The sequence below is a fragment of the Streptomyces sp. NPDC050988 genome (assembly GCF_044456225.1).
Taxonomy (GTDB): domain Bacteria; phylum Actinomycetota; class Actinomycetes; order Streptomycetales; family Streptomycetaceae; genus Streptomyces.
Genome location: NZ_JBITFQ010000010.1, coordinates 1 through 25,796 on the forward strand (window position 1 = coordinate 1; position 25,796 = coordinate 25,796).

Consider the following 25,796-nt stretch of genomic DNA (forward strand, 5'->3'; position numbering starts at 1 on the left):
TGTCACCCTCGCGGAGCTGCAACGCAGCGGCCAGATACACAGCCCCATTGTCCCGAAAGCACAGACGTAAAGCTACTTCAAACACGCAACACTAGGCTCGCAGCGTGAATCCGCTCATTTCTGTCGGCCAGGACCGGATCATCCTGCGCGACGTCACTTCGCCGAAGTGGTGCCGCGAAACCTGGATGACTTCCTATGAATTTCTCATCACCAACGCGGCCGAGAACTGGGCGGATGTCATGGCCATTAGCGGGGCCAGCGCATTTCGGCAGTCTGCAGGCGCCGATCTCCTGGAGTCTCTTGCAGACAAGGCCGCTCACCTCGCGGCTGCAGAGGCCGAACGCGTGGCGCATGCAGACCTGTTCCACCTCTCGCCACACCGGAGTGAGATCGCCTGTACGGAGTTCTTCGCCCGCCGTGACCTGAGCCCTGATCAACTGCCAGCCGAATCGGGGTATGTGACCTGGTCCCGGCCCATCGCCCGCACGGGAGTAGGCACCCCTGTGGTTGCGGCGCACTGGGGTCCCACCGAAGGCCGTGAAGGTACGTGGGTGGCGTTCTGGGCTTGTATCGAAGGCGAGCAGCGGAAGCTGGTGCCGGTACTGGGCTGGAACAACTACGACCGTGAGCACGAGATTCCGTACGGGACCTTTCCAGCCGAGTACATGCAGGTCGGCCACGAGAGTTTGACTGCCATGCTGCGCGCGCTGTTCAACACCTGGAGCATGCTGATCGAGGATCGGCGGAGGCTGAAAGAGGTCAAGGCGGAGGTCGCCCAGGCCAAGGTGATGCGACGGCTCGCGCTCAAGCCGCGCCCGGTTCATCACCTGCTCTGACGGTCCCGGGTCCCGAGCGCGCCGCGCTCGATGAGAGGGGTGACCGCAGCCCCGTAAGCGCCCATGCTCCCGACGCCCACGGTCACGAGCTCGCCGTGCGAGAGCCGCCGCCTCTCCGCCGGCATCGTGAGCGAGGTTCCCTGCCGGATCTGGGCAGCGACGAGCCTCTGGTTTTCGGGACCACGAAGGTACAGCAGGAGGCCCAGGCGTGCGGCCACGGCAGAGTTCACGAGGGGGTTTGGGGCCGGGCCAGCCTCGGTGATCTCGTCGCCACGTGTTCCTCGCCGCTGTCTCGTAACCACTTCTCAGCGCCTGCCTCGGGCGCGGTATGACGCTGGCTCAGACGACTGCCGAGACCCGGCAGACCGCGGAAGGGGTCACATCCTGTGAGTCCGTGCTCGCCCTCGCGCGCCGCCACGGGGTGGACATGCCCATCACCGAGACCATCGTGTCCATCTAGTCGTGCTGGACAACCCCGGCGGGCAGCCGATCCCCTTCGACTCGCCGTACCTGGTCCTCTCGGCCATGTACGGCGGCCTCACCCTGCAAGCCCCGGTGGAGCCCGACGGCGCACTCGGCGAGTTCCGCGCGGTCGCCGGGCGCAACGGGAGCCTGCGGAACGACCATCCGTACATCAGCGCGGTGGCGGTCCTCCGCCGGGTAGACACGCCGCCCTGTGGGCCGCCGAGTGGTTCGACGCGCACCGAGGCGAATTCGGCCCCGGTGACCCCAACGACGGCGGTCAGGGCACGAAGGCGATGGTGGCCGCGTTCGCCGAGGCGAGCAAGGACGGCGCCCAGAAGGGGACGATCTCTTCCTCGAGGTTTTCGAGACGCTCAGCACCGCCCCCGCTCCCCTGCTCCGGGACGTGTTCAACGGCCCACGCGACCGGCGTAGGGTCCCGAACGCCGACCGAACCGCTCTGGTCCCCGGACCAACAGCGCTGGCAACCGCTGACCGCTGCGGTTCCTCGGCAGCCCACTCACCGAGGCATCCTTCCCTAGCTCCTCGGCCTCTTCTACTGTGAGTAGCCGTCACGCAACTCGTTACATCGGGTCGGGATCACAGGAGTGCGCCTTGACTGACCGTCGCCATCTGCTGTCCATCGGGGTGGGACTCGGCACCGCGCTGCTTCTGTCCGACACCGCGGCCGCCGCGTCGGCGCCGGACCTGACTCAGCTCCGGCGCCGGGTTGCGCGAGGTCGGTCCGCCTTTCGCGCGGCCCGGTACGCGGATCTCACCGAGCGTCTTCCGGCGCTGCGGCGGGATGCGCTGGCCGTGCGGCAGTTGCTGACCGGCGCCCCCGGGCGGGCCGCGAGCGGCGTCCTCGCGCAGGTTCACATGTTGGCCAGCGAACTCGGCGTCAAGAACGGCGACAGCCAGGCGGCATGGGCCCATGCGCGTGCCGCCGTGTCCGCCGCCGAGGTATCCGGGAAGGCGACGGTGCTGGCCGAGGCCACCCGTATCTGCGCGACCCCGTTGCGGCGGCAGGGGCGGTCCGAGGACGCGGTGCAGTTGCTTCGGGACACCCTCGGGCAACTGGATGCCGAGTCCAGCCAGGCCGAGCCAGCGCACGTGGGCGCCGCCGGGGCACTCGCGCTCACGGCCTCATACTGTGCCGCCCTCGCCGGCCGGGAGACGACCGCACTGTCTCTGGTGGATATCGCGAAGGATGCGGCAGCCCGTCTCGCGAGGGAGCGGCGGCCGTACACGGGCGAGCTGTCAGCGCATCAAATTCACCTCTACCAGGTGGGGGTCCATCACCTCCTCGGGCAGGACGCCGTCGCCGTACGGATCGCGCGCCAGATCGATCCCCGGGCGCTGCCGGCAGGCGAGCGCCGGGCCCGGCTGGGCACGGACACCGCCCGCGCCCTGCTCGCCCTCGGAGACTACGAGCAGGCATTCACGGAGCTCCTGGCGGTCGAGTCGGCTGCGCCCGAAGAAGCGCGTCGCCCGTCGCTGCGCCTCCTGACCAGCGAGATCCTCACGCACCGTCCCAACCTGGTCGGGCTGCGCGACTTCGCAGTCAGGACGGGGGCGACGCCCGCGTGATCGACAGCCCGGGTTTACCTCAGGCCGTGCACCGGGCGGTGGCCGACGACGCCCACGAGCTCGTCCGGCTGCGCAGCCCGGTGGACGCCGAGCACGAGGATCGGCTCGCAGCAGATCTCGCTCCGGTCCTTCCTGGGCCCGATGTTCGCGCAACGGGCCCTGGCCGTCCGAGACCGGTTCGTCAACGCCCCGACGTACCCGAAGGGACTCGCCGCCCAGATCCCTGCCGTAGCCACTGTTCCCCCACCAGCGCCGCGGCTATGCCACGGCCACTCTCGACGTCCTGCTCGGCTGGTTCCGCGGTGCCGGGGCGCACGCTGTTTGAGGTCTATGCGGTCGGCGAGTCGGCGGCGCTGTACGAGCGGTTCAGCTTCCGCGTGGACACCGGCTGCATGCGTATGTCCGCCCTACGCCCCGTACGCCCGGTCCCGTGACGTCGCTGGCCCGAGCCGGATCCGGAAGCCGTAGCGGTCCTCGCCTCGGTCCTCGTCTCCCGGCAGGTGGTCAGGGCGGCTGACGCGGTGATCCGGCTGCCGTCCACACCGACGGCACGCTGCGCCCGCAGACCATCGTCCGCGACGACGCCTCGGCGAGCGCGACTCCACAACGAAGCCAAGCCGATCGTGCGCCCCGTTACGAGGTCGCTGCCTTCGCTGCGAGCTCCCTGGCCGCGTTCGCCATAGGTCCGCTCCTCTTCCGCAGGGACTAGCCGAGCTGGCTGTCCGACACTACCCGTTCACCGGCGCTAGGTTGAGGTGCGGCCCGTGGCCGTCGTCCGCAGCGAGCGAACAGGACCGATTCGCGATGACCAGCACCACCCCTGCCCCTTCTGACGTGCCGGTAGCTGACCGGCTGCGCGCCCAGCACGGCGCGGCGCTCACCCTCGGGGAGGACTGCGATTTGCCCGACGACCTCGTGATCGAGCTCGACACCGGCGCTCACCTGACGACCGGCGACCGGGTCTGCATCCGGCGCGGGTCCTCTATCCAGGTCCACCGCGGCGCCACCGTCATCATCGGCAACGACGTCGCCATTGGGGAGCACACCTTCATCTCCGCCATGGCCGGCATCAGCCTCGGCGACGGCGCGGCCCTGTCGAACGGGGTCGATCTGCGCGACCACAGCCACCGCGTGCGCTCCGCCGCGAGCGTACCCACCGGGCAACTCGTGCCGTGGACGTCCGGCTTCGAGGCTGCGCCGATCATCATCGAGCCGGGCGCAACCCTGTTGAACAAGGTCACGGTCACCGCCGGCGTCCGCATCGGGGCGAACGTCCTGGTCGGGGCCAACGCGGTCGTCTCCCACAGCATCGCCCCCGACACGGGCGCCGCCAGCGTCCCGGCCGCAGTGCGCCGCCACTTCGACGGCGCCTCCGTCGCGGGCGATGACCGGCGCACCCTGACTGTGGGGTTCTTCGGGACGAGCATCATGGAACACCTCGAAGCGTTCAACGCCCAGATGGCCACCCAGGCCAACCTGCCCGAGGTCGGCTCCAAGGTCACCGTCGAGGGCTGGCACCAGCGCGGCTGGGTACACCGCTTGGCGCTCTCGCTGCGCGCCGCCCACGCCCACGTCGGCTTCGACATCCGCAACCACGGCGAGGGCGGTGCCACGAGCCGGGACATCGCCTCCCTCGTGGAAGCCGACCGGGCGACCTCCGGCGTCGACTACGACCTGGTGTTCCTCGGCTGCGGCATCAACGACGTCTGGCGCCGCTTCCAAAACCGCCTGACCGAGGCAGTCCTCATCGAGGAGTACACCCAGCGCATCAACACCATGCTGGAGCAACTAACCGGCTACTCCCGCCAGGCCGTCGTCATCAGCGAAACCCCGTTCGGGCCGATCGAGAACCCCGCAACCGTCGCTGCCATGAACACCGAGCTCGCAAGCTACAACGAGGCCGCCCGTAAGGCCGCCGCCGCGCACGGCGCTCTGTTCCTGGACGTGTGGACCCCGTTCACCGCCGTCGCCCGCCAGCTGCCCGCCGACGACACGACGGGCGGAGTGTGGAGCGACGGCGTCCACCTCACCGAACTCGGCGACACCGTGCTGCTCCAGCACACCGAGCGCCTCCTCGCCGAGCATCGCATCGTCGAGAAGCTCCTGGACTATCCCCTCCTGGAGCGCGACCGCGCGCTGACCGTGTACGGCCCGCTGTTCGCCCGCTACCGGCCCGCCGCATCCTGAGCCCCCGGGGGTGCCCGCGCTGGTCGGCGAGCGCGGGCCGCACGCACATACAGGCGCTCACCGCCGACGCTCGGGGCATGCGTCGACTGCGGTCACCCCGCCGCTGGAACTGTCGATCCGGTGGCCCGTAGGTGTGCGATGGCTTCCGCCCCGAGAAGTGCCCCATTGTCGATGTCGTAGACGGTTACATCGACAACATCGCCGTCGAAGATCAGCTTGAGCGAATGCCCCCACAAGTATCCGATGGACAGACTGCCGTCGGATTCCAGGTACATAGTGTCCCGGTTCGGCAAGTCACCAACATCCCGCTGCTGCGCTACGTCGATGAAGCCCTGAGCATCCTCGGTTGTGAGGGGCTGCTGCGCGAATGGCACGGACCCCCCACCCTGTCCGGACGGCTTCGTGTGGTTGTACAGCACAGCCAGGACGGCGGCCCGTTCCAGGCCTGTGATGTCAATCCTCGTCCTCGAGCTGGGTGGGCGACGCAACACAGGGGCAGGGAGCCGCATGTGTTCATCGAACACACAGACGACATTCCCTCCATCGGACACCAGGGCCTCGCGCAGGTCCAGGCCGACCCACATGCGGTCAAGCCGCGAGGTGCTGTCGGGCGAAAGCGGCTGGTCTGCTTGTTCGGCCATTGGCCCCCATCTCACGGCAGTTGGCTGTCTGCACTCTACGGTGTCCGGTGTTGCACGTTGATCAGAATGGCTCTATATCCAGCCCCGCACGCCGGTTGGGCATCGCATAGTCGTGGGTCGCTCGGCCTGCCCGCGGGAAGGTGTTCGCTCATGGATCTGAATCTCGACGGGTACGAGGCGTTGATCATGGATTGGGACGGCACCATGGTCGACTCCCAGCCCATCAACTACCGCAGCCTGGCAGAGGCGCTCAAGGCGCACGCTGTCGACTTACGAGAAGACTGGTACCGCGAGCGGCTTGGGACTTCGGTGGACGGACTCCTGGAGGACCTGGGCGTCTCGGTGCCGCTGGCGGACCTTCTCGACCGCTGCGGCGAGCTGATCATCCGCGATCTGCCGTCGCTGAGACCGTTCGAGATCGTCGTCGGGTGGGTGGAGGACGCGCGTGCGCGTGGCCTGGCCTGCGCGGTGGCGTCCGGCGGAGGGGGTGCCGTTGTCCGGGCCGGCATCAAGGCCACGGGGCTGGCACACCTGTTTGACACAGTGGTGACCCGGGAGGACGCGGACCGCGGCAAACCGGCTCCGGATCTGTTCCTGGAGGCGGCGCGGCGGCTTCGGGTGCCGCCGCAGCGCTGTCTGGTGGTCGAGGACGCGGAGGAGGGGCTGGCGGCAGCGCGGGCGGCTGGCATGGACGCCGTCGACGTGCGCCCGTACGTGACATCCAGTTGGTGATCGGATCGTCTCAGGCCGCGAGGAGAACGTGCAGTTCCTCCCCGAACTCGGCGACGGCGGAGTCCTCGGGGTAGCGCCGCTGGAGGGTGCGGTCGAGTTGCTGGGCGCGGCCGCGGATGGAGTCGACGAGGCGGCTGCTGGTGAGGGCTTGGCGGGCTGTGGCGATGGCGGCGTCCGGTTCACCAAGCGCCGAGTGTGCCTGTGCCAGGTCGAGTTGGGCGATCGCCAGTCTCGTCGGGGCTTGGAAGGGGCCGGGGAAGGCGCGGTAGTGGCCGATGGCTTCTTCGGCGGCGGCGCGTGCCCGGTCGGCGTGTCCGAGCCAGACGTGACTGGAGGCGTCGTAGGACGTGATGCGCACCGCGTCGACGGCGAACAGTCCCGCAGCGTGGAGGGGCAGCCGCTCCTGGTACCTGTGTGCGCGGACGGCTGCTTCTTCAAACTCGGCGGCCTTGCCGAGCCGGGCGTAGGCGCGGGCGACTTGGGCGGACAGGCGGACGGCGGCGTTGCCGTCGCGGGGGGCTACGGCCATGCCGCGGGTCGCCGCGACCAGCGCGTCCAGGGGCCGGTTGGCGTAGAGGGCGTGGGTGCTGCGGACGTCTTCGGCCCAGGCGCCGACTTCGGGGTGGTCGGCTTGTTCGCTCTGTGTCCAGGCGTCGTCGCAGTAGGCCTGGACGAGGTCGCCTTCGCCGAGGTCGTGGGCGATCCAGGCGAGGATGACCGAGAGCATGCCGGCGTGGCGGGCGAGTTCGCGGGCTTCGCGCAGGGTGTGCCGGCGTTCGTGCTGGAGGGTGAAGACGCGGTGGCGCTGGCGTGCGGCTGTGGGCCACAGTTCGCGCGGCGGTTTGGAGGAGTACGTGGTGCCTAAGCGGTCGACGGTCGTCTCGAGTTTCGTGAGGTCGGCGGGGTCGAGCTGAGTGAGGGTGGCATGGTGGGCGTAGGCGCGGGCGGTGTCGGCGCTGGCGGCTCCTGGCGTCATGAGCGGGGCCAGAGCTGTGCCACCGATCAGCGCAAGGGCGGTGCGTCGCTTCGTGGGATCATCACCTGCTTCGCCGGGCGTCGCGGCAGGCGACGCGGGATGGTCGGGACTGCGGTCTGATGCCGCGTTGGGGTCCATACCCAGATCCGCAGGGGTCAGAGCCTGGGAGAGGCCGCACAGGCGGGTGAGGGTGTAGGCGAGGGCCTCCGGCAGCCGGGGGTCTCGGGGCATCTCGCCGTCGCGGGCCCAGTGGCCGATGCGGGTGCGGTGCGGCGGACTGATGCCGATGCAGCCCTTGATCAACAGGTCGTTCTTCATCTCGAGAGCCAACTCGCCGAGGCTCCTTCCGGACCGGCTGATCCAGCCTTGTAAGGCTGCGTTGGGGGACTTCGGTCGGCGCCGCCGAGGATGGGTCACCTCAGGTTCCTCTCCGGTGCGGATGGCGCAGCGGTGGTGGCACACACCGTAGCGGGCTCGAACTCCCGTGTGGCCACGAAGAGTTGATTCGCGACAGCGCGCGACGGGTGCGCGACGAACTGTCGCGCGCATTCCGCGACGGACCGCGACAGCTCTGCATCTGGATCCGCTACAGCCGTGTGCGATGTGCTTCCGGGGCCCGAGCAGACCTCTCCTGGTTCCAGCCCCCTTCGGCCCGTCTTCGCGCACGGGTAGAGCGGCGCGATGGGGCCCTGACTTCTCGAAAGGGTCACGAGGTGCATCCTCCTGGCACGCTGACCACGCTGACCGTTAAGCCGCTAGCCGGTCACATCGGTGCGAAGATCACCGGTGTCGACCTGTCGCAGGTCCTGGACGAGCCTGTCCGCCGCGAGATTTGGGCGGCGGTCCTCCAACACAAGGTGGTGTTCTTCCCCAGCCAGCGGTTCGGGCACGCCGAACACGTGGCACTCGCCCGCCAGTTCGGGGAACTGACCCGCCGCCCGGCCCCGCACGCAGGCGCCGCCCCGGAAGGCTTCCCGGAGATCCTCGAAATCGACACCGCCGCGGTCGATCCGCGCTACGGAGTCGATTTCGAGGAGCACTACCGGCAGCGGTGGCTGGACTACACCGCGGGCTGGCACACCGACCTGACCCCGGCGGTGAACCCGCCGGCCGCGTCGATCCTGCGGGCGGAGGCCGTCACGTCGTTCGGTGGAGACACGCAGTGGACGAATCTGGAGGCCGCCTACGCGCACCTGTCGGATCCCCTGCGGACGCTGGCCGACGGGCTGCGCGCGGAGCACGCGTTCTTCGCCGGCTGCCAGATGCTGCTGCACGACCTGCTGGACGCCGACGTGCTGAAGCTGGCCCAGGAACACCCGCTGGTGTCCGAGCACCCGCTGGTGCGGGCGCACCCGGAGACCGGCCGCCGGTCGCTGTTCGTCAACCCCGCCTCCACCAACCGGATCTCCGGCTTCACCCCGGCCCAGAGCCGCGCCCTGCTGGCGCTGTTCTTCGAGCAGATCACCCGGCCGGAATTCACGGTCCGCTGGCGGTGGTCGCCGGGCGACGTCGCGTTCTGGGACAACCGCAGCACCGCGCACCTGGGCCCGGCGGATGCGGGGCCGGCCGGACAGCAGCGCACGCTCTACCGGGTCACGCTGCTGGGCGACATTCCGGTCGGCCCCGACGGCGAGCCGTCCCGCGCCATCGCCGGACAGCCGTTCGCCGCCCTGCCCGTCCGCGAGGGAGCCCTCTGATGACCACCACCACCGAAACACTCACGGTTGCCCAGGTAGCCGGACACATCGGCGCCCTCGTCAGCGGCGTGGACCTGGCCGCCCCGATGCCGGAGCCGGTCGTCGCCGCCATCCGGGCAGCGCTGCTGGAGCACAAGGTCCTCTTCTTCCGCGGCCAGGAGCGCCTCGACCACGCAGCTCAGGTGGCCTTCACCTCCCGGTTCGGGGAGCTGACCGGGCGATCCCGGCCGCAGAGCGGCGGCGCGCTCGACAACTTCCCGCAGATCCTGACGATCTCACCGCAGATCGACATCGACGCCTTGGGGCTCGACTACGAGGAGCACTACCGTTCCCGCCTGCATCACGGCATCGGTGCCTGGCACACCGACATGTCCCACGCGGTCAACCCGCCAGCGGGCTCCGTGCTGCGCGCCGAGACGGTGCCCTCGCACGGCGGCGACACCCAGTGGACCAACCTGGAGGCCGCCTACGAAGGCCTGCCGCCGACCCTGCAGCGGTTCGTCGACGGCCTGCGCGCGGAGCACACCTTCTTCGCCGCGTACGACATGAGCCCCTACGACGAGATCGACGGTCCGATCCTGGACCGGGTCAACAGTGATGCGCTGGTGGCCGTCCACCCGGTGGTGCGGGTGCATCCCGAGACCGGACGCAAGGCACTGTTCGTCAACCCCGCCCGAGTGCGCCGGATCATCGATCTGAGCCCGGTGGAGAGCCGGCACGTGCTGGAGCTGCTATTCCGGGAAGTCACCCGGCCCGAGTACACAGTGCGCTTCAGCTGGGAGCCGGGCAGCGTCGCGTTCTGGGACAACCGCTCCACCGCCCACATCGGGCTCGGCGACTACGCGCACACCGGCGAGGCGCGGGTGATGCACCGGGTCACGCTGCTGGGCGACCGGCCGGTCGGCCCGGACGGCTTCACCTCCACGCAGACCACCGGCCGGGAGCTCGCCGCCTGCCCGGCCTGACCTGCCCCGGTGACACGCCAGATGCCACCGCACCGGAGGACCTCGCAACGCCGGGCCGCCCCATCCCAGAGGGCGGCCCGGCCCCACCACGCCTGCCTGCCCTGTCTTGAGAGGTGAGTTGCCGTGTGCCCGCACCCTGTGGGCTACCCGTTCGAGCCCGGATCCCTGACCGACACCGAAGGCGCACCGGCGCTGTTCGACCGTTACCCGGCGTACGGCCAGGCGATGGCCTGGCTGGACGAGTTCGTCACCCAGCCCCACCGTGAACTCGGCCGGCCCGGCGCGGTGTGCCCGCGTCTCGCTCCGGCGCTGCGCCGCAACCTCGTCCACCTGGTCGCCATGCGCACCGATACGGGGTCGGTGGACGAGGCGGTGTTCAAGGGCCAGGCCCTGGTCGGCCTGTACCAGGAGCTGTTCACCGACCCGGAGGCTTTCCGGGTCGGTGCGCTCCTGGCCTTCTTTCCCGGCCTTCCGTCCGAAGCCGCGCCGGAGTTCATCGACGTCGGGCACGCCCGTCTCCGGATGGACTTCGTGGCGAGCGGCCTGATGATCGGCGAGTTCCACCCCCTGAGCACCGTGACCAGCGTGCGCAATCCGGCTCTTGAGGTGATGCGCTGCCCGGTGCCGATGCTCGCCGTGCGGGCCCTGACCCGGCACGACGTGCTGTTCCTGGACCGCCCCGACACCCCACCCGATCAGCGGGTCCAGTACCTCAAGCACCTGCTGGACCACCTCGGCGACCAGCTCCCGGCCGCCGAGCGCGAACGCATCCATGCATCCATCGCCGCCTCGGAGGCAGCCCCGTGACCATCAGCGCGACCACCGTGCGGCAGGCGCCGAACCTGACGGCCGCGTTCGAGCAGGTCTGCCGCCGCCACCCGGACCGGGTGGCGATCCGCGACCGGGGACAGTCGGTGACCTACCGCCAACTCGCCCGCAGGACCGAGGAGATCACCGTGGGCCTGGCCTCCATTGCCCCAGTGCCCGCCCGCGGCGGCCTGGTCGCGGTGGTCCTGGAGCCGGGCACGGACGCCGTCTGCGCTGTCCTTGCCGCACTCGCCGCAGGCCGCGCCTACCTTCCGCTGGATCCGGCCGCACCCGACGGCTACCTGGCCGACGTCCTCGCCGACGCCCGCCCTCACACCGTGATCACCCGCGGCCGGCAGATCAGCTCCCCGGGCGCGGCCGTCCTGGACATCGACGAGCTGGCCGCCCGCAGCCGCGACGGCACCATCCCCCAGTACGGGATGGCCGCGAAGGCCCAGGATCCGGCGTACGCCGTGTTCACCTCGGGCTCCACCGGCCGTCCCAAGGGCGTGCTGCTGCCGCACACGGCCCTGCTGCACTCCACCGCTGCCCGCATCGACGCCTACGGTACCCCGGAGCGGGTGCCGCTGCTGCACTCCCCGGCCGTCGACGTATACACCGGGACCCTGTTCTGGGCGCTGCTGTCCGGCGCCACCCTGGTCATCGTCCCGGCCGGGCTGCGGGAGGTGCCCGCCACCGCCCGGCTGCTGCACAACGAGGAGATCACCGACCTGGTCTACCTCTCCTCCCTGTATCCGGTCCTCCTGGACTGCCTCGACGCAGTAGGCCCGCCGCCCCGGCTGCGCAGAGTGATGATCGGCAGCGAGCGCTGGGGCGAGAGCGTGATCGACCGGCATACCGGGCTGCTGCCGGGGGTGGAACTGCACAACGAGTACGGTCCCACCGAGACAGCGGTGTGGAGCAGCGGCACCTGTGTGTGGGACGGCACGGGCCGACGCGCGCCGCTGACGATCGGCCGCCCGGTCGAGGGCACCGGCTACCGACTCTTGGACGACGACGGCCGGCCGGTCACGGGCTCCGGCCGACACGGCGAGCTGTACATCACCGGCGCGCAGCTGGCGATCGGCTACCTCGGACAGCCCGAGCTCACCGCCGAGCGGTTCGTCACGCTCGCCGACGGCACGCGCGCTTACCGTACCGGCGACCTGGCCGAACTCACGGCAGATGGCGGCGAGTTCGTTTTCGCCGGGCGCGCCGACCGGCAGCTCAAGATCCAGGGGCAGCGGATCGAACCGGCTCACGTCGAGTCCGTCCTCATGGCCCACCCACACGTGGGCCTCGCCCATGTGACCGCCCGCCGCGATCCTGCGTCGGGCACGGTCCTGGCGGCCTATCTTACGGCGCGCGCCGACGGCCCGCCGCCAGAGGCCACGGAGGTGGCCGCTTTCGCCGCCGAGCGGCTGCCGGCCGCGTTGGTGCCCGGCGTGTGGGTGGTGCTGGAGGAACTGCCGCGCACCGCGGCCGGGAAAATCGACGAACACGCCCTGCCCGCCCCTTCCGCTCCGACAGGTTCCGGGAGCGACGGTGACGGACCGGCGGACGACGTGGAGCGCGTGCTGACCTCAGCTGCGGCCAGCCTCCTCGGTGACGTGCCGGCGATGACCTGCGACCTGCGCCGGCTGGGGGCCAGCTCCCTGGCCCTGATCCGTCTCGCCGCCCTCATCACCGCCGAGTTCGGCGTCGACGTCCCCGTCAGCACGCTGTTTGCCCAGCCCACGATCCGGCAGATCGCCGACCAGGTGCGAAGCGCACGGCCCACCGACCGGCCCCCGCTCGTTCCCGCCCCCCACGACCCCGATGGCACCCCGCTGAGCGCCCAGCAGCGGCAGATCTGGTTCCTGGGCCAGCTCGCCCCCACCTCCCTGGCCTACAACACCCAGTGCTCCCTGCACCTTCACGGCCCGCTCGACGCTGCGGCGCTCGAGGCGGCGCTGTCGCTGATCGTGGCCCGGCACGAGATCCTGCGCACCACGTTCCACGACCGCCCGGCGGGCCCCGCGCAGACCGTCCACGAGCCCTGGCAGGTGCCCCTGGAGACAGTCGACTTCACAGGCCTTCCCGAGGAGGACCGCGAAGGGGCCCTCGCGCGGCACGTCACGGACAACAGCCAGCAGATCTTCGACGTCGGCCGACTGCCGCTGGTGCGCTGGACGTTGTACCGCCTCGGCCCCGAGCGGTGGACGCTGTTCCAGGCCGAGCACCACTTCGTGCACGACGGCTGGTCGGCGGTGCGGCTGCTGGGCGAAATCCGTGACGCCTACGCCGCCTACGCCACGGGCCGGCCACCCCAACTGCCCGCTCTGCCGGTGCAGTACCGCGACTTCGCCGCCTGGCAGCACGCCTGGACACAGACGGCGGACTACACGCGCCAGCGCTCCTACTGGCGGCGCATGCTCCAGGGCGCCCCGGAACAGGGGGTGACGTTCGCGGAGGACTTCCCGCGTCCTGCCCGGCAGACCTTCAACGGCGCCTGCCTGCGCGCCGACGCCCCGGCCGCGACGGTCGACGCCGTCGACGCGCTCGCCGCCCAGCACGGCGTGACCCGGTTCGCGGCGTTCCTGACCGCGTTCACGCTGCTGGTGCGCTCCCACACCGGTGCGAGCGACCTGGTGATCGGCTCGGCGCTGGCCAACCGGCGCGAGAAGCACACCGAACATCTCCTGGGCATGTTCGTCAACGCCCTGCCGCTGCGGCTGCAGATCCGGGAGGGCGACACCGTCGCGGTGGCGGCCACGCACGCGATGGACGTCCTGCTCGGCGCGCAGGACCACCAGGAGTTCCCGCTTCCCGAGATCATCAAGGACCTCGGTATCCGCCGGGATCCGGCACACAACCCGCTGTTCCAGGTCATGTTCGCCTTCCACGACAGCCCCCGCCCCGCCTTCGACGCGGCCGGGGTGCGCGGGAGACTGCACATCGACCACAACGGGTCGGCGAAGAACGACATCAACGTCGTCTGCGTCCCCCGCCCTCCCGCCCCCGGCTCGGCAGCCGGGCATGACGGGGTGGAGGTGCTGTGGGAGTACAACCGGGACCTGTTCGACCCACAGACCGCCCAGCACCTGCTGGACTCCTTCGTCCGCATCGTGCACACCCTCACCGACCCGCAGGCGTGGCAGCAGCCGGCCACCACGCTGGAGGCGCTCGATCCCATACAGACGGCCCGCATCCTCGACCTGGCTGCCGGGCCCGCCACCGCCTCGGCCCCGGCGACGCTGCACGAAGGGGTCGGCGCGCGCATCAAGCAGTGTCCGCAGGCGGTGGCCGTGGTCCAGTCCGGCCGCACGCTCACCTACGCCGACCTCGACCACGCCGCGACCACGATCGAAGCCCAGCTTGACGCCCTGGGAGTGGGCCCCGGCGGCCGCGTCGCGGTGGCCTGCGGGCCCGGCCCGGAGCACGTCACAGCCCTCCTGGCCATCCTGCGGCGCGGCGCCGCCTACGTCTGCCTCGATCCGCACGAGCCGGCGGAGCGGGCCGCCGCGATCCTCGCCGACGCCCAGCCGACGGCCGTCATCTGCACGCCCCGCACCGCCCCCCGCGTCCGCGAACTCGCCCCCGGGAGCCCCCTGGTGGTGGCCGGACAGGATCCCGGCACGCCCGCGCACGTAGGACTGCGCCGCCCCGCAGTGCAGGCCAGCGACACGGCCTACCTGGTGTACACCTCCGGCTCGACCGGCCGCCCGAAGGCCGTCGTCGCCACACACGCGGGCGCCGTCACCGCGCTCACCGCGCGCACCGCCTTCACCGGCGCCGAAGCGGCGCGCACGCTGGTGACGCTGCCGCTGCAGTTCGACGTCGCCGCCTCGATGATCTTCTGGACCCTGTGGATGGGCGGCACCCTGGTCTTCCCCGACGCGCAGGACGATGTCCGGGATCCCGCCGTCGTACGCCGCCTGATCGACACGCACGGCGTCACCCGCGTCAACTTCGTGGCCTCCTTCTACCGGCACTTCCTGGCCGCCCTGCCCGACGGCTGGACCCCAGAGCTCGCCACCGTCGCGATCGGCGGGGAGCGCTGCACCCGCGAACTCGTCAAGGCCCACGCCACCAGCCTGCCGGGCGTGGTCCTGGACAACGAGTACGGGCCCACCGAGGCAACCGTGTGGTGCGCGGCCGCACGCCTTCACACCCCCCAACAGCTCGCGGAGGGCGGTCGGGTGACGATCGGCCGGCCGCTGGCGGGCTACCAGCTGTACGTCCTCGACCCAGACCTTCGGCTGGTACCGGTCGGCGCGCGCGGGGAGCTGTGCGTGGGCGGGCTCGGAGTGGCGGCCGGATACCTGGACCGGCCGGAGCTGACCGTACGGCAGTTCGTCATCCCGCACGCCGGGCCGCTGGCCGGGGTGCGGCTGTACCGGACGGGCGATGTCGGACGCCTGCTGCCCGGCGGGCAGTTCGACCTCGTGGGCCGCGTGGACGACCAGGTGAAGATCCGCGGGTTCCGGATCGAGCTCGGCGAGGTCCAGCGCTGCCTGGCCGCGCATCCGGCCGTCACCGATGCCTGTGTGATCGCCGACCACACGGCGAATCCGGCAGGCCGACTGATCGCCTATCTCGCCGCACCGGCGGCCACGCCCGGATTCGCAGCCGAGGTTCGGGCCTGGGTGGCCGAGCGGCTGCCCGCGGCCATGGTGCCGGCCGACATCGTGGCCCTGGAGGCGCTGCCGCTGACGGCGGCAGGCAAGGTCGACCGCACCGCCCTTCCCGCCCCCCAACCTCCAGACCAGGAAGGCAGCAGGGAGGCGGATGGCGCGGAGGGTGAAGGGCTCAGCGGCATACAGCGCACGGTGCTCGCGGTGTGGAGCCGGATCCTCGGCCGCGAGACCCTCGGGCTGAATGAGGACTGGTTCGCGCTCGGCGGGGACTCGCTCATGGCCATCCGGGCCATCGCCGCCCTGCGAGAGCATGGCCTGCCAGTGTCGGTCGCCGATCTTCTGCAGTCCGCCACACCCCGAGCGCTGGCCGGCCGACTCCAGGCCGCCCCCGCCCACGGTCGGGAAGTGGAGCGCCGCCCGGGCGGGACGGTCCTGCCGCTGACCGGGGCACAGGCCTGGTTCTTCGCACAGTCCTTCGCCGAACCGACCCACTTCAACCAAGCCCGCCTCTTCCCCCTCCCCGACGACGCGCCGAAACGGCCGGAAGACCTGCAGATCGTGCTGGACGCGGTGACAGCCCGCCACGACGCCTTCCGGACCCGGTTCGCCCGCCGCCCCGATGGCACGTGGAGCGCCGTCCTGCAGGAGTCGACGGCCCCGGTCGAACTGGAGGAACACCTCGTGCAACCGGGCGCCCCCAGCCCCGACGCGGAGATACTCAACCGCTCCCACCATGGCTTCGACCTCGTTCACGGGCCGCTGTGGCGGGCCGTGCTGTTCACCGACCCCGCGCACGGGCGCCGCAGGCTGCACCTGGTCGCCCACCACCTGATCGCGGACGCGGTCTCCTGGGAGGTCCTAGCCCGCGACCTCAGCACCGCCTACAGCCGCGGCCCCGGAGCTCTGCCCGTCGCGCCGGGCATCACCGACGACCTCGTCGCCCGCCCGCCCCAGACGGACGAGGCCGCCTACTGGGAGGAACTGGCGGGCGCCCCCACGCCGCGCCTGTGTGACGGCGGGGGCGAGCGGGCCCCGTACGGCAAGCTCGACCACCACACCGGCCACCTGTCCGGCCACGCCACCGCCTACCTCCTCGACGCCGCCCAGCGTGACGGCGCCTCCGTACCGGGGCTGCTGCTGGCCGCCCTGCATCAGGCCCTGGCCCCGCTGTTAGGCGGGGACGGCCTGTACGTGTTCGTTGAAGGCCACGGCCGTCACGATCTCGCGGCCGGGGATCAGATCGTGGGCTGGCTGACCAGCCTCTACCCCGTGCACCTGGTCCCTGGTCGCCTGGAGCGGGGGCTGGTGGACACCGCACTGGCGTTCACCCGGCAGCTGGAGAGGGTGCCCCGCCAGGGCGCCGGATTTGCCGCTGCCCGCTTCCTCGCGCCCGCCTCACCGCTCGGGACGCTGCTGGCCGAGACCGTCATGCCGGAGGTCACCTTCAACTACCTCGGCCACACCGAAACCGGCGGTCTCACCGGCGGAGCGCCCCTGCCAGCGGGCGAGGGGATCGGCGCGGGCAACGTCTTGCCCACCGCTGTGCACGTCACCGCCCGCATCACCGACGGCGTCCTGAGCGTGCGCTTCTCCGTTGACCCGCATCTCCTTCCGTCCGGCACGGCCGAGCAGGCCGCCGCCAGGATGCTGGGCGCCGTAGAGGACGCCGCCCGAGTGGTACCGCTCGCCCCCGCACCGGCCCGCCCTGGGGCTCGCCCGCACTTCCTGGTGCACCCCGTCGACGGCCGGGTGGACTGCTACCGGCCGCTCGCTGCGGTCCTCAACACGGCCGGGTGGGACTGCTACGGCCTGCCCGCGGACACCCGCCCCGACGCGGCCACCACCATCGACGCCCTGGCTGCCCAGTACTTGGAGCGCCTGGGGCGCGTGCAGCCGACCGGACCGTACACGCTCACCGGCTACTCCTTCGGCGCCACGGTTGCCTTCGCCATGGCCCGCGCTCTGGAGGACGCAGGCGAGCGGGTCGACAAGCTCGTGCTGCTCGACCCGCCCCCGCCCCGTCCCGGCTCCAACGGAAGGACGGGGGCGGGGGTGCTGGTTGGGCACGTGGCCGCGCTGCTGCCCGACCGCGACATCGAGCAGATCCGGGCAGCCATCGCCGGTACCACCGACGCCGGCCCTCAGACGCAGTACGCCATCCTCACCGACCGTCTCGCCCTGGCCGAGCCCGCCGACACCTTCGCGATGCAGCGCCTCCCCGTCCTGCTGCGCCACCACCACGCCCTCACCACCTGGACGCCGCACGGCGCCGTGGCGAGCCTGCACCTGGTCCAGCCCAACGCGACCGCCGGGCACCACCTCGACGGATGGATGGATCACGGCCGCACCGTCGCGCGCACGGTCGTGCCCGGCGACCACCACACCATGCTCCGCGACAACGCCCTGGCCCACCTGGCCGCCGTGTACCGCGACAGCGTTCGCAGGCCGTCATGAGCAGGCCACTGAGGTTTTCCGGCTGCGGCATCGCCGGCGTCTTTCACCTCACCGCGCCCCCACCGGCCGGGGCCCGCCCCGGGGCGGTGGCGGTGCAGCGGATGACCCAGGCCCTCGCGCACCGCGGCCCGCACGGAGAGGGACTATGGGAAGGCGACGGCGTGATCCTCGGTCACCGCCGGCTGGCCGTCACCGGCCTCGGCGAGTCCGGCGCGCAGCCGATGACCCGCGACCACCTGACCATCGTCTACAACGGCGAGGTCTACAACGCCCCCGCACTGCGCGCCGAACTCGCCGCCCACTACCGCTTCACCTCCCACACCGACACCGAGGTGGTATTGCGGGCCTGGCAACACTGGGGTGACGGCGCCCTCGACAAGCTCCGCGGCATGTACGCCTTCGCCGCCTTCGACGCCCGCACCCGCCAGTTGACCCTGGTGCGCGACCGCATCGGCATCAAGCCGCTGTACTACCACCACGGTCACGGATTCGTGATCTTCGCCTCCGAGATCGAAGCCCTCCTGGCCAGCGGACACGTTCCACGCCGCCCGGACCTGGACACCCTCACCCGGCAGCTGCTGTGTTCCACCACCCTGCCCGCCGACCCCACCCGTACGCCCGTCGACCAGGTCCTGGCACTGCCACCCGCCACCGTGATGACCCTGCGACCAGGGGCGCGGCCGCACACCCGCACCTACTGGACCCTCCCCCACCCAAACCACCCCCCCGCAGCCGGGCGGCCCAGCGCCAACCGAGCTATCCGAGCAGGGGAGTTCAGCCGGCTCCTGGAGGAGAGCGTGAGCGGGATGCTGATGGGCGACGTGACGGTGGCCGCGTTCCTCAGCGGCGGCCTGGACTCCTCCGCCATCACCGCCCTGGCGGCCCAGCACGCCCCTCTGCCCTGCATCACCACCACCTACACCACACCCCCCTCACCGGAAGCCGACGACGACCTGCGTCACAGCCGTCTGCTCGCCGACCATTTCAACGGCCGGATCCTCCACCATGTCGTCGCCCAGCCGATCACGCCCACCCTGGAGGACCTGGACGCGATCTGCGACCTGGCCGCCGTCGGCGACGACCCCCGGCACCTGGCGATCTGGCGCAACTACCGCGCCGTCCACGACCTCGGACTGCGCGTCGTCCTCAACGGCCAGGGCGCCGACGAGATCATGGGCGGCTACGTCGGCCGCCCCGCAACGATCCGTCACCTCGTCGACGTCCAGCACCCCGCGTACGACACCGCACGCACGCTGGCTGCCTCCCGCCAGATCCCCGGACTGTCCCGCGACGCACTCGCGCTTCGTGACCATGCCCACCAGGAGGTCCTCGACCTTCACGCCTCGCTGCCCGGCGATCCCGTCGAACGCGCCCACCGCCTGCTGTTCACCACCCAGCTCACCCGCGTCGTGCAGTTCGAGGACTTCCTCGGCATGCGCGCCAGCGTCGAAGCACGCTTCCCGTTCCTGGACCACCCGCTCGTCGAATGGGCCTTCACCCAGCCGTTCGCCACCCACATTGACGCGCCCGCACGCCGTGGCAAGCTGCACCTCGCCGCAGCCATGCGCCGCCACCTTCCCCCCGCGCTTCTGCGCCGGCCGAAGGCCGTCTTCCCCTTTCCGAATATGCGCACCGTCCAGGCGGCACTGGCCGCGCTGGTCACCGAACATCACGCCGAACTCCGCAACGACCCGCTGGTCAGCAGCCTGTTCGCCATCCCCGCCGACCCGGCGTCCGTCGGCCCGGAAACGTTGTGGCCGCTGCTCACGCTCTGGCGCTGGCATCACAAGCTCCGCGCCACCGCCCGCACCCCGGCGCCCGCCTGACAGCACCCAACCGAGTCCGCCGAGGAGAATCACGTCCGATCCGTTTGCCCGGCCCTCATGCGGATCGTCGCCCCGGCCCGGCAGTCGAGCACTTCCGCCGTGACCGGCAAGGGGGCCATCTGCGAAACGGCGCCCCGGCGCACTACCCGCTACCGGCTGGGCACCGCGGCACACGCAGGGCGGATCTCGACACCATCCGTCTGCACCACGCCAGCGCCCATCATCAGACCTCACCACAGATCCCCGTACAGCGGATCTGAATGCCTACAGAGAGCGCCATGTCTGAACTGGTAAGTACCGTCAACCTTGTGTACCGGCCTGACGACTTCCTCCCCGGCCTCGCGGACAAGATCCTCACGAGGAAGAAGCCGACCCTCGCCGGGGCCGCCGAGCGTGCCGGCTTCACCATGCGGCTCATCCCCGTCCATGAGCTGGTACCGGCATCGGCCGGCCGCCCCACACTCTGGTACCAAGGCGAAGACCTGCTGCGTACAAGACAGTGCTTCCAAGTAGACGATTTCAGCTGGGATCCCCAGGCATCGCATTTCCTCAAGGCGATATCCCGAACCGTTCAGGAGAGCGACTCTCTCCTCTTGAACCGCTCCATGGACGGGCCCGACTACCTGGCGACGGACAAGCTCGCCATCGCCCAGCGTGCCGCCATACTCGGAGTTCCCACCCCTGAGAGCATCGCCGTTCCGTACGGCCGCCACGCCCGGTCCGTGCTGCCTCTCGTCGAAGACCTCCTGGGGCAGGGTCCCTACATCCTCAAGCCACGTGAAATGGGCATGGGGTTCGCGGTGCAGAAGATCGACACCTTCCCGCAGCTCTCCTCCGCCGTCGACATGGTCGCCCAGGCTGGTACCGGATACCTCGTGCAGCCCTACCTCCCTCACACGGCCGATATCCGCGTCTACCTGCTGGAGGGGGAAATCATCGCCGCACTGCACCGGGCCACCGGAGCTGGCGCTTACATGACGAACGTCAGCCAGGGAGGGGTCGGCAATGTTCTGCGCGGCTGGCAGGACGTAGAAGAGCAGTGCCTCAGAATCGCGACGAGCCTTCGGGCGTCGTTCCTATCGGTGGACTGGCTGCTGACCGATTCAGGGCCCGTCCTTGACGAATGGAGTACCGGATTCGGCAGCTTCCCCGACCAAGAGCCCAAAGTCGGGGACGCCTTCTTCTCCTGGGTGCGCAGCAAACTGGACTGACCCCGGCCCCATCGGCAGGGGGAAATCACCCGCCCGAGCCTGGACCCGCCGCCCGCGTCGCCACCCAAGCGGTCCTGCACGCGGTCCCGTCACACCACACGGCCCCGAGCGCGTCGACGGTCATCCAGTCGACCGCACGGGGCCGCGGAGTCCAGGCAACTGCCTGGACGGTCAGTCACTCTGCGGCATCGATGGCGGGGCGGCGTACCTGGATCTCCGCACCGGTCTGCTTGAACGACTCCGCAGATACGGGAACCAGCACCGCATCCCGGTGGAAGTCCCGCAGGTTCGTCGACCCGCAGCTGATCATCGTGGAGGTCAGCTTCGCCCGGGTCCGCTCCACGTTGTCGTACAGGCTGCCAGCGTAGGGAACGTAGCCGTCGACGCCCTCCTCGAAGACCATCTGACCGCCCTGGCCGTAACGGGCCGCGTTCTGCGCCCGCCTCGAACCCTCACCCCAGTACTCCTTGTACCACTGGCCGTTGATCTGCAGTTTCCGCGACGGGCTCTCGTCGAGCCGGGCAAAATACCGGCCGAGCATGATGAAGTCCGCCCCCATCGCAAGGGCCATCGCCATGTGGGAGTCGCTGAGCAGACCGCCGTCGCAGCACAGCGGCACGTACTCCCCGGTCCGCTCGGCGTAGTCGTCGCGCGCCTCCACCACGTCGAGCAGCGCAGAAGCCTGGCCGCGGCCGATGCCCTTCTGCTCCCGCGTGGTGCAGATCGCGCCGCCGCCGATCCCCACCTTCACAAACGCCGCACCGGCATCGGCCAGGTACCGGAAGGCCCTCCCGTCGACCACATTTCCGGCGCCGACGAAAACGTCGTCCCCGTACGTCTCCCGGGCGAACTCGAGGGTCTTCGCCTGGTATTCGGAATAGCCGTCGGAGGAGTCCAGACACAGCGCATCCGCGCCGGCCTCCACCAGAGCGGGAATGCGGTCCTTGAAGTCGCGGGAATTGATGCCGGCGCCCACACGCAGCCGCTTTTCGCTGTCCACGCTCGCACGGTGATACGTCTTGTGGGCCTGATAGTCCCTCTTGAGGACCAAGGAGACGACCCGGCCATCCTCGATCACCGGCAGGACATCCAGGTGGTGCTGCCAGATCAGTTCGTTCGCATCCGAGAGCGAGACCGAGGCCAGCGCGGTGACCAGGTTGTCACGGCCCCGCATCCGGTTGCGGACGGTCTCAGAGGCTCCGTGGCGCTCCAGGTGGAAGTCGTCGAGGCTGATGATGCCCAGGAACTCGTCATCCGCTGTGCCGCTCTCCGTGACGACGGCCACGCCCTGCTCGGTCTCGGCCAGCCGCTGGGCGACCTCACCGAGAGGAGTCTGCGGTGCGACGGTGACGTCGCTGGTCCGGAAACCGGCCTTGTGCCGCTTCACCGCCAGTACGTCCGCCGCCTGGTCCTCGATCTGCTGGTTCTGGTGAACGAACGACAGCCCGCCGACCTGCGCCAAGGCCACTGCCAGCGCCGGTGACGACACCGCCTGCATGATGGCGCTCACCATGGGGGTGGCGACCCGGATGGCCGACTCCTCGCCGACCCGGTGACGCACCAAGGGCGCCCCGAGATCCACATTGTCCGGCGTGCAGTCTTCGGTGGTCAGGCCCGGGATGAGGAGGTACTCACTCAGCGTACGAGAGATCTCGGGGAGGATTTTCACGTCGTCTCCAGAAAGGAGCCTGCAAACCGATGGCGGTTAATCGGCGAGGCTCGCGCGGGCAGTGCAGATCGACGCCTGCCGGTAGCGCACTATTGGAAGAATTCACTCTGGAGTTCCTGAGAGCGGGCACACCCGGCGGGGCAGTGCTCGCACGCGCGGCCGAATCGACAGCGAAAGCACTGCAGACCCGAATTCGCACGATGCTGCACAGGCGCTGACTTCCATTACGCCATACGGGATCGTACCGCACTCGACGTGTTCATCCGGTCACCCTTACGAACAAGCCACCACGCTTCAGCCAAGATCCCGACAGAGGATAGGAAGGAACATCACCACAGGTGGAGAGGCGATATGGCGCGCGTCGTTGTCATCGGGGGAAGTATCAGCGGGCTCGCCTCCGCTCTGTTCCTGTGCCGACGGGGACATCACGTCACGGTCCTCGAACAGGACAGTCACTGCCTCAGCGTGAACTTTGAGGAGGACTTCCTCGCATGGCGTCGCCCGCGGGTCCCTCACGCGGTGCAGCCTCACGGCCTCCTGGGACCCGTCCGCGATGTCCTGCTGCAGGAGGCCCCCGACGTATACAGCGCCATGCTCGCCCTGGGAGCCCGTGAGCGCCACGCCTTCGACTGCCTCACCCAGCCCCCTGCGTACCGCCCGGGAGATGAGCGCCTGATCACCATCGAGGCGAGGCGGCTGGTACTTGAGATCGCCCTGCGACGCGCGTTGCTCAACGAACGCACGGCCGTGTTCCTGATCGGCCACCCGGCCACCGGAATCGAAGCCGTCCCGTTCCGCAACGTTCCGCACGTCACTGGCGTTCGTTCGCCACAGGGCCGCCATCCAGCAGATCTTGTCCTGGACTGCGCCGGCCAACGTTCCCCCGTGCCGCGCTGGCTGACCAACGCCGGCTGCCGGCCGCCCCTGCTCGAGAGCAGCCCAACGGGCATCGCCTACTACTGCCGCTGGTACCGATCGGCTCACGGAGCGCCGCGGCCTGCACGCGGCGTGAGCACCGGATCGGCCTCCCCCTTTGCCACCGGCGGCGTCTTTCCTTCCGACAACGAGGTCTTCGCCCTCTCCTTCATTCTGTCCACCGCGGACCCGACCAGAAGCGCCCTCCGCGATCCGGCCACCTTTGAGGCGGCGGCCCGCACGTTTCCGGCGATGAACGCCTGGCTCGCCAACCGGCCCCTCCCCCTCTCCCCCGTCCTCGCCATGGGCGGGCTGCACAACACGTGGACACCGCTGGCCGACGGATCGGGCCCGGTGGTCACAGGCATCGTCCGTATCGGTGACACGCTCGTCCACACCAACCCGACCCTGGGCCAAGGCACTGCCCTGGCACTGCGCACAGCACAGTGGGTGGCCGAGCACGCCGCCGATGAAGAGGGTCCGTACGACTTCTCCAGCCGTTATCACCACTGGGCACTGCAGGAGCTTCGGCCCTGGTACGAAACACAGATTTCAACGGACCGCGCCACCGAAACACGTCTTCTGAGAGGCATCGAAGGCACGGATCCGGGATCCGACCAGCGAGCCGCCATCGATGCCTGCGCACGCGAGGACAGCGACATCATGCGAGCCCGAGCGCGCGTTCGACACCTCATGGAGCACGCCCACGAAGCCTACGCGGAACCCGCCATTCGCGCGCGGCTCACACGCTGGCGCAGCTCCCATCCGCGAGCGGCAGACATCTTTGACGGCCCGGCACGGAACACCTGGCAGTCGATCCTGTCTGCCAAGTAGCGCACATCCGGATCGCGGTCCCAGGTGCCAGCGCCACCGCTGCCGGACGGATGGCGGCTGCCGTTCGCAGCGTGGGCTCAGCCCGGCGGGGCCCAGCTACGGAGGGAGACCTACATCCGTCTCCTTGCCCCTGAACAGCCTGCCGAACTCATTCACTTGGGGTCCCCCTGCCGCCGAATAGCTGGCGGCTGTCCACGCCCGCTCAGACGACTTTCACTGAAGTGCCTCACGAGGGCGGGAAGGCCTTGGACGCTGCGGCATCCACCGCGGCCTGCCCGCTGCCAGGCACGACCGGAACCGGGAGCCACTCAGCGCAGCACCGTGTCGAACACCTCGCGGTGGAGGAGGGTGAAGGCGTGCTCTCGGTGGCTCCAGGCGATCCGATCGTTCAGTACCTGCGGTGCGGCCGGCGCGGTCGCCGGGTGAGCCAGGAACCGGGCCCAGAAGCGCACATTGCGCAGTTGGCGATCCATCACGCTGTCGATCAGGGCAAGACGCTCAGCCTCCTGAAGGCTGTAGGCATCGGCGATGAGCCGAACCTGCTGGGCCTGCCGTTCGAGCGGGAGGCGCAGCGCCGACGAGATGCTCCAGGTCCAGGCCAGGTACGCGACATCCTCGAGCCGACTGCCGGGCGCGGCTTCAGCGAAGTCGATGAGCGCAATGGGCACCTTGCACTGGAAAACGTAGTTGTTCGGGCCCGGATCGTGGTGGCAGACGACCTCGGAGTGGCCGGCGAGTGTGCTCCCGCTGGTGGCGTCATGCATCTGGCGGAGCAGTCGCGCAGCGGCCTGCACCTGGCTGTCCGACCAGGCCTGGAAACGGGCTGGTACACGCCCGTCGATAAAGGTGAAGATGTCGGATCCCTCGGCCTGGCCCACATACCTCGGTGCACCCTGGAAGCCCTTCGTCTCCAGCAGGTTCAGGAGCTCGGCCACGAAGGGCGATGTATCGGTCGACGGTTTGCGCACGGTGTCGCCCGTCCAGACCACTCTGGTGGCCATGCGGCCTCCCGTCAGGACGATCTCAGTCGGCTGCTCGTCGCTCAAGTCGCCTGTCACCGCTTTCCGCCCCACTGCTGGCCTGTACCTCACTACAACCGAAGCCCCCGATTATCGGCCCCGCCCGGCGCCTCGGGCGGGCGTTCCGTTCTTTTGGCGGCGGCTTGTTGGAGCCGTCGCTCGCGACTGCACACCTGGTGTCGCGTGTCCTGCGAGGGAGCGCCGGCTGGGCCGGACAGGACGCAGGACACAAAGAGTTCAGGTGGGTCCTGACCGAACCGGCACACCGTTCGTTTTGCCTGCCGAGCGGGACGCCGCCGAGGAGACGATCCAGAAGCTCTTTGGGGTAGGCCCCGACTAGGCCTGAGCACACGTCT

At 70.0% G+C, this 25,796-nt stretch carries 16 protein-coding genes and 1 pseudogene; 13 read left to right on the forward strand and 4 right to left on the reverse strand.

Annotated features, from left to right (window positions below):
- Positions 1-104 precede the first annotated feature (104 nt).
- The 5 genes and pseudogenes from ACIBEI_RS22375 (at position 105) to ACIBEI_RS22395 (ending at position 5,075) form a co-directional block, all read left to right on the forward strand.
- Positions 105-836 (forward strand): hypothetical protein, encoded by a 732-nt coding sequence (locus tag ACIBEI_RS22375; protein ID WP_398891427.1) that lies wholly within the window; start codon positions 105-107, stop codon positions 834-836.
- Between the two features lie 242 nt (positions 837-1,078).
- Positions 1,079-1,293, forward strand: a pseudogene (locus ACIBEI_RS22380) (NAD(P)H-dependent glycerol-3-phosphate dehydrogenase); the annotation flags it as partial.
- A gap of 620 nt (positions 1,294-1,913) precedes the next feature.
- Positions 1,914-2,888 (forward strand): transcriptional regulator, encoded by a 975-nt coding sequence (locus tag ACIBEI_RS22385; protein ID WP_398891429.1) that lies wholly within the window; start codon positions 1,914-1,916, stop codon positions 2,886-2,888.
- A gap of 260 nt (positions 2,889-3,148) precedes the next feature.
- Positions 3,149-3,322: a hypothetical protein gene (locus ACIBEI_RS22390; RefSeq protein ID WP_398891431.1), complete on the forward strand. Its 174-nt coding sequence runs from the start codon at positions 3,149-3,151 to the stop codon at positions 3,320-3,322.
- Between the two features lie 370 nt (positions 3,323-3,692).
- Complete coding sequence (locus ACIBEI_RS22395) at positions 3,693-5,075, forward strand: GDSL-type esterase/lipase family protein (protein ID WP_398891433.1); 1,383 nt, start codon at positions 3,693-3,695, stop codon at positions 5,073-5,075.
- A 92-nt stretch (positions 5,076-5,167) separates the two neighbouring features.
- Here the strand turns inward: ACIBEI_RS22395 and ACIBEI_RS22400 are convergent, their stop codons facing one another.
- Positions 5,168-5,716 carry a hypothetical protein gene (locus tag ACIBEI_RS22400; protein ID WP_398891435.1) on the reverse strand — a complete coding sequence of 183 codons (549 nt, stop codon included), beginning with the start codon at positions 5,714-5,716 and terminating at the stop codon, positions 5,168-5,170.
- Positions 5,717-5,866: 150 nt separating this feature from the next.
- On the opposite strand from ACIBEI_RS22400, the gene ACIBEI_RS22405 reads away from it, so the two are divergent.
- A complete protein-coding gene (locus ACIBEI_RS22405) occupies positions 5,867-6,448 on the forward strand; it encodes an HAD family hydrolase (RefSeq protein ID WP_398891437.1) in 582 nt (193 codons plus the stop codon).
- A 10-nt stretch (positions 6,449-6,458) separates the two neighbouring features.
- Here the strand turns inward: ACIBEI_RS22405 and ACIBEI_RS22410 are convergent, their stop codons facing one another.
- On the reverse strand, positions 6,459-7,754 hold the full coding sequence (locus ACIBEI_RS22410; RefSeq protein WP_398891439.1) for an XRE family transcriptional regulator: 1,296 nt from the start codon (positions 7,752-7,754) through the stop codon (positions 6,459-6,461).
- 383 nt (positions 7,755-8,137) lie between these two features.
- Here ACIBEI_RS22410 and ACIBEI_RS22415 point away from each other — a divergent pair, with 383 nt between their 5' ends.
- From ACIBEI_RS22415 to ACIBEI_RS22440, 6 genes are all read left to right on the forward strand, one after another.
- A complete protein-coding gene (locus ACIBEI_RS22415) occupies positions 8,138-9,121 on the forward strand; it encodes a TauD/TfdA dioxygenase family protein (RefSeq protein WP_398891441.1) in 984 nt (327 codons plus the stop codon).
- Positions 9,121-10,086 carry a TauD/TfdA dioxygenase family protein gene (locus ACIBEI_RS22420; protein ID WP_398891443.1) on the forward strand — a complete coding sequence of 322 codons (966 nt, stop codon included), beginning with the start codon at positions 9,121-9,123 and terminating at the stop codon, positions 10,084-10,086. Before ACIBEI_RS22415 ends, ACIBEI_RS22420 begins: the two co-directional genes overlap by 1 nt.
- 123 nt (positions 10,087-10,209) lie before the next feature.
- A complete protein-coding gene (locus tag ACIBEI_RS22425) occupies positions 10,210-10,893 on the forward strand; it encodes a DUF6875 domain-containing protein (RefSeq protein WP_398891445.1) in 684 nt (227 codons plus the stop codon).
- Positions 10,890-17,966, forward strand: coding sequence for an amino acid adenylation domain-containing protein (locus ACIBEI_RS22430; RefSeq protein ID WP_398891447.1), 7,077 nt, complete (start codon positions 10,890-10,892; stop codon positions 17,964-17,966). Before ACIBEI_RS22425 ends, ACIBEI_RS22430 begins: the two co-directional genes overlap by 4 nt.
- Positions 17,963-19,792: an asparagine synthase (glutamine-hydrolyzing) gene (asnB, locus tag ACIBEI_RS22435; protein WP_398891449.1), complete on the forward strand. Its 1,830-nt coding sequence runs from the start codon at positions 17,963-17,965 to the stop codon at positions 19,790-19,792. Before ACIBEI_RS22430 ends, asnB begins: the two co-directional genes overlap by 4 nt.
- A gap of 278 nt (positions 19,793-20,070) precedes the next feature.
- Entirely contained in the window at positions 20,071-21,003 is a 933-nt protein-coding gene (locus ACIBEI_RS22440) for a RimK family alpha-L-glutamate ligase (RefSeq protein WP_398891451.1), read from the forward strand.
- Positions 21,004-21,178: 175 nt separating this feature from the next.
- On the opposite strand, the gene ACIBEI_RS22445 is transcribed toward ACIBEI_RS22440, so the two are convergent.
- The gene (locus ACIBEI_RS22445; protein WP_398891453.1) at positions 21,179-22,672 is read right to left on the reverse strand and encodes an IMP dehydrogenase; all 1,494 of its coding nucleotides are present in this window, start codon (positions 22,670-22,672) and stop codon (positions 21,179-21,181) included.
- Between the two features lie 351 nt (positions 22,673-23,023).
- Here ACIBEI_RS22445 and ACIBEI_RS22450 point away from each other — a divergent pair, with 351 nt between their 5' ends.
- Positions 23,024-24,421, forward strand: a complete 1,398-nt coding sequence (locus tag ACIBEI_RS22450; RefSeq protein ID WP_398891455.1) for an FAD-dependent oxidoreductase — start codon at positions 23,024-23,026, stop codon at positions 24,419-24,421.
- Positions 24,422-24,729: 308 nt separating this feature from the next.
- On the opposite strand, the gene ACIBEI_RS22455 is transcribed toward ACIBEI_RS22450, so the two are convergent.
- On the reverse strand, positions 24,730-25,467 hold the full coding sequence (locus tag ACIBEI_RS22455) for a phosphotransferase (RefSeq protein ID WP_398891457.1): 738 nt from the start codon (positions 25,465-25,467) through the stop codon (positions 24,730-24,732).
- Between the last annotated feature and the right edge of the window lie 329 nt (positions 25,468-25,796).

Coding starts and splice junctions, on each gene's coding strand:
- ACIBEI_RS22390 (WP_398891431.1), top strand. CDS start 3,149: ATGCCACGGCCACTCTCGACGTCCTGCTCGGCTGGTTCCGCGGTGCCG.
- ACIBEI_RS22395 (WP_398891433.1), top strand. CDS start 3,693: ATGACCAGCACCACCCCTGCCCCTTCTGACGTGCCGGTAGCTGACCGG.
- ACIBEI_RS22400 (WP_398891435.1), bottom strand. CDS start 5,716: ATGGCCGAACAAGCAGACCAGCCGCTTTCGCCCGACAGCACCTCGCGG.
- ACIBEI_RS22405 (WP_398891437.1), top strand. CDS start 5,867: ATGGATCTGAATCTCGACGGGTACGAGGCGTTGATCATGGATTGGGAC.
- ACIBEI_RS22420 (WP_398891443.1), top strand. CDS start 9,121: ATGACCACCACCACCGAAACACTCACGGTTGCCCAGGTAGCCGGACAC.
- asnB (WP_398891449.1), top strand. CDS start 17,963: ATGAGCAGGCCACTGAGGTTTTCCGGCTGCGGCATCGCCGGCGTCTTT.
- ACIBEI_RS22440 (WP_398891451.1), top strand. CDS start 20,071: ATGTCTGAACTGGTAAGTACCGTCAACCTTGTGTACCGGCCTGACGAC.
- ACIBEI_RS22450 (WP_398891455.1), top strand. CDS start 23,024: ATGGCGCGCGTCGTTGTCATCGGGGGAAGTATCAGCGGGCTCGCCTCC.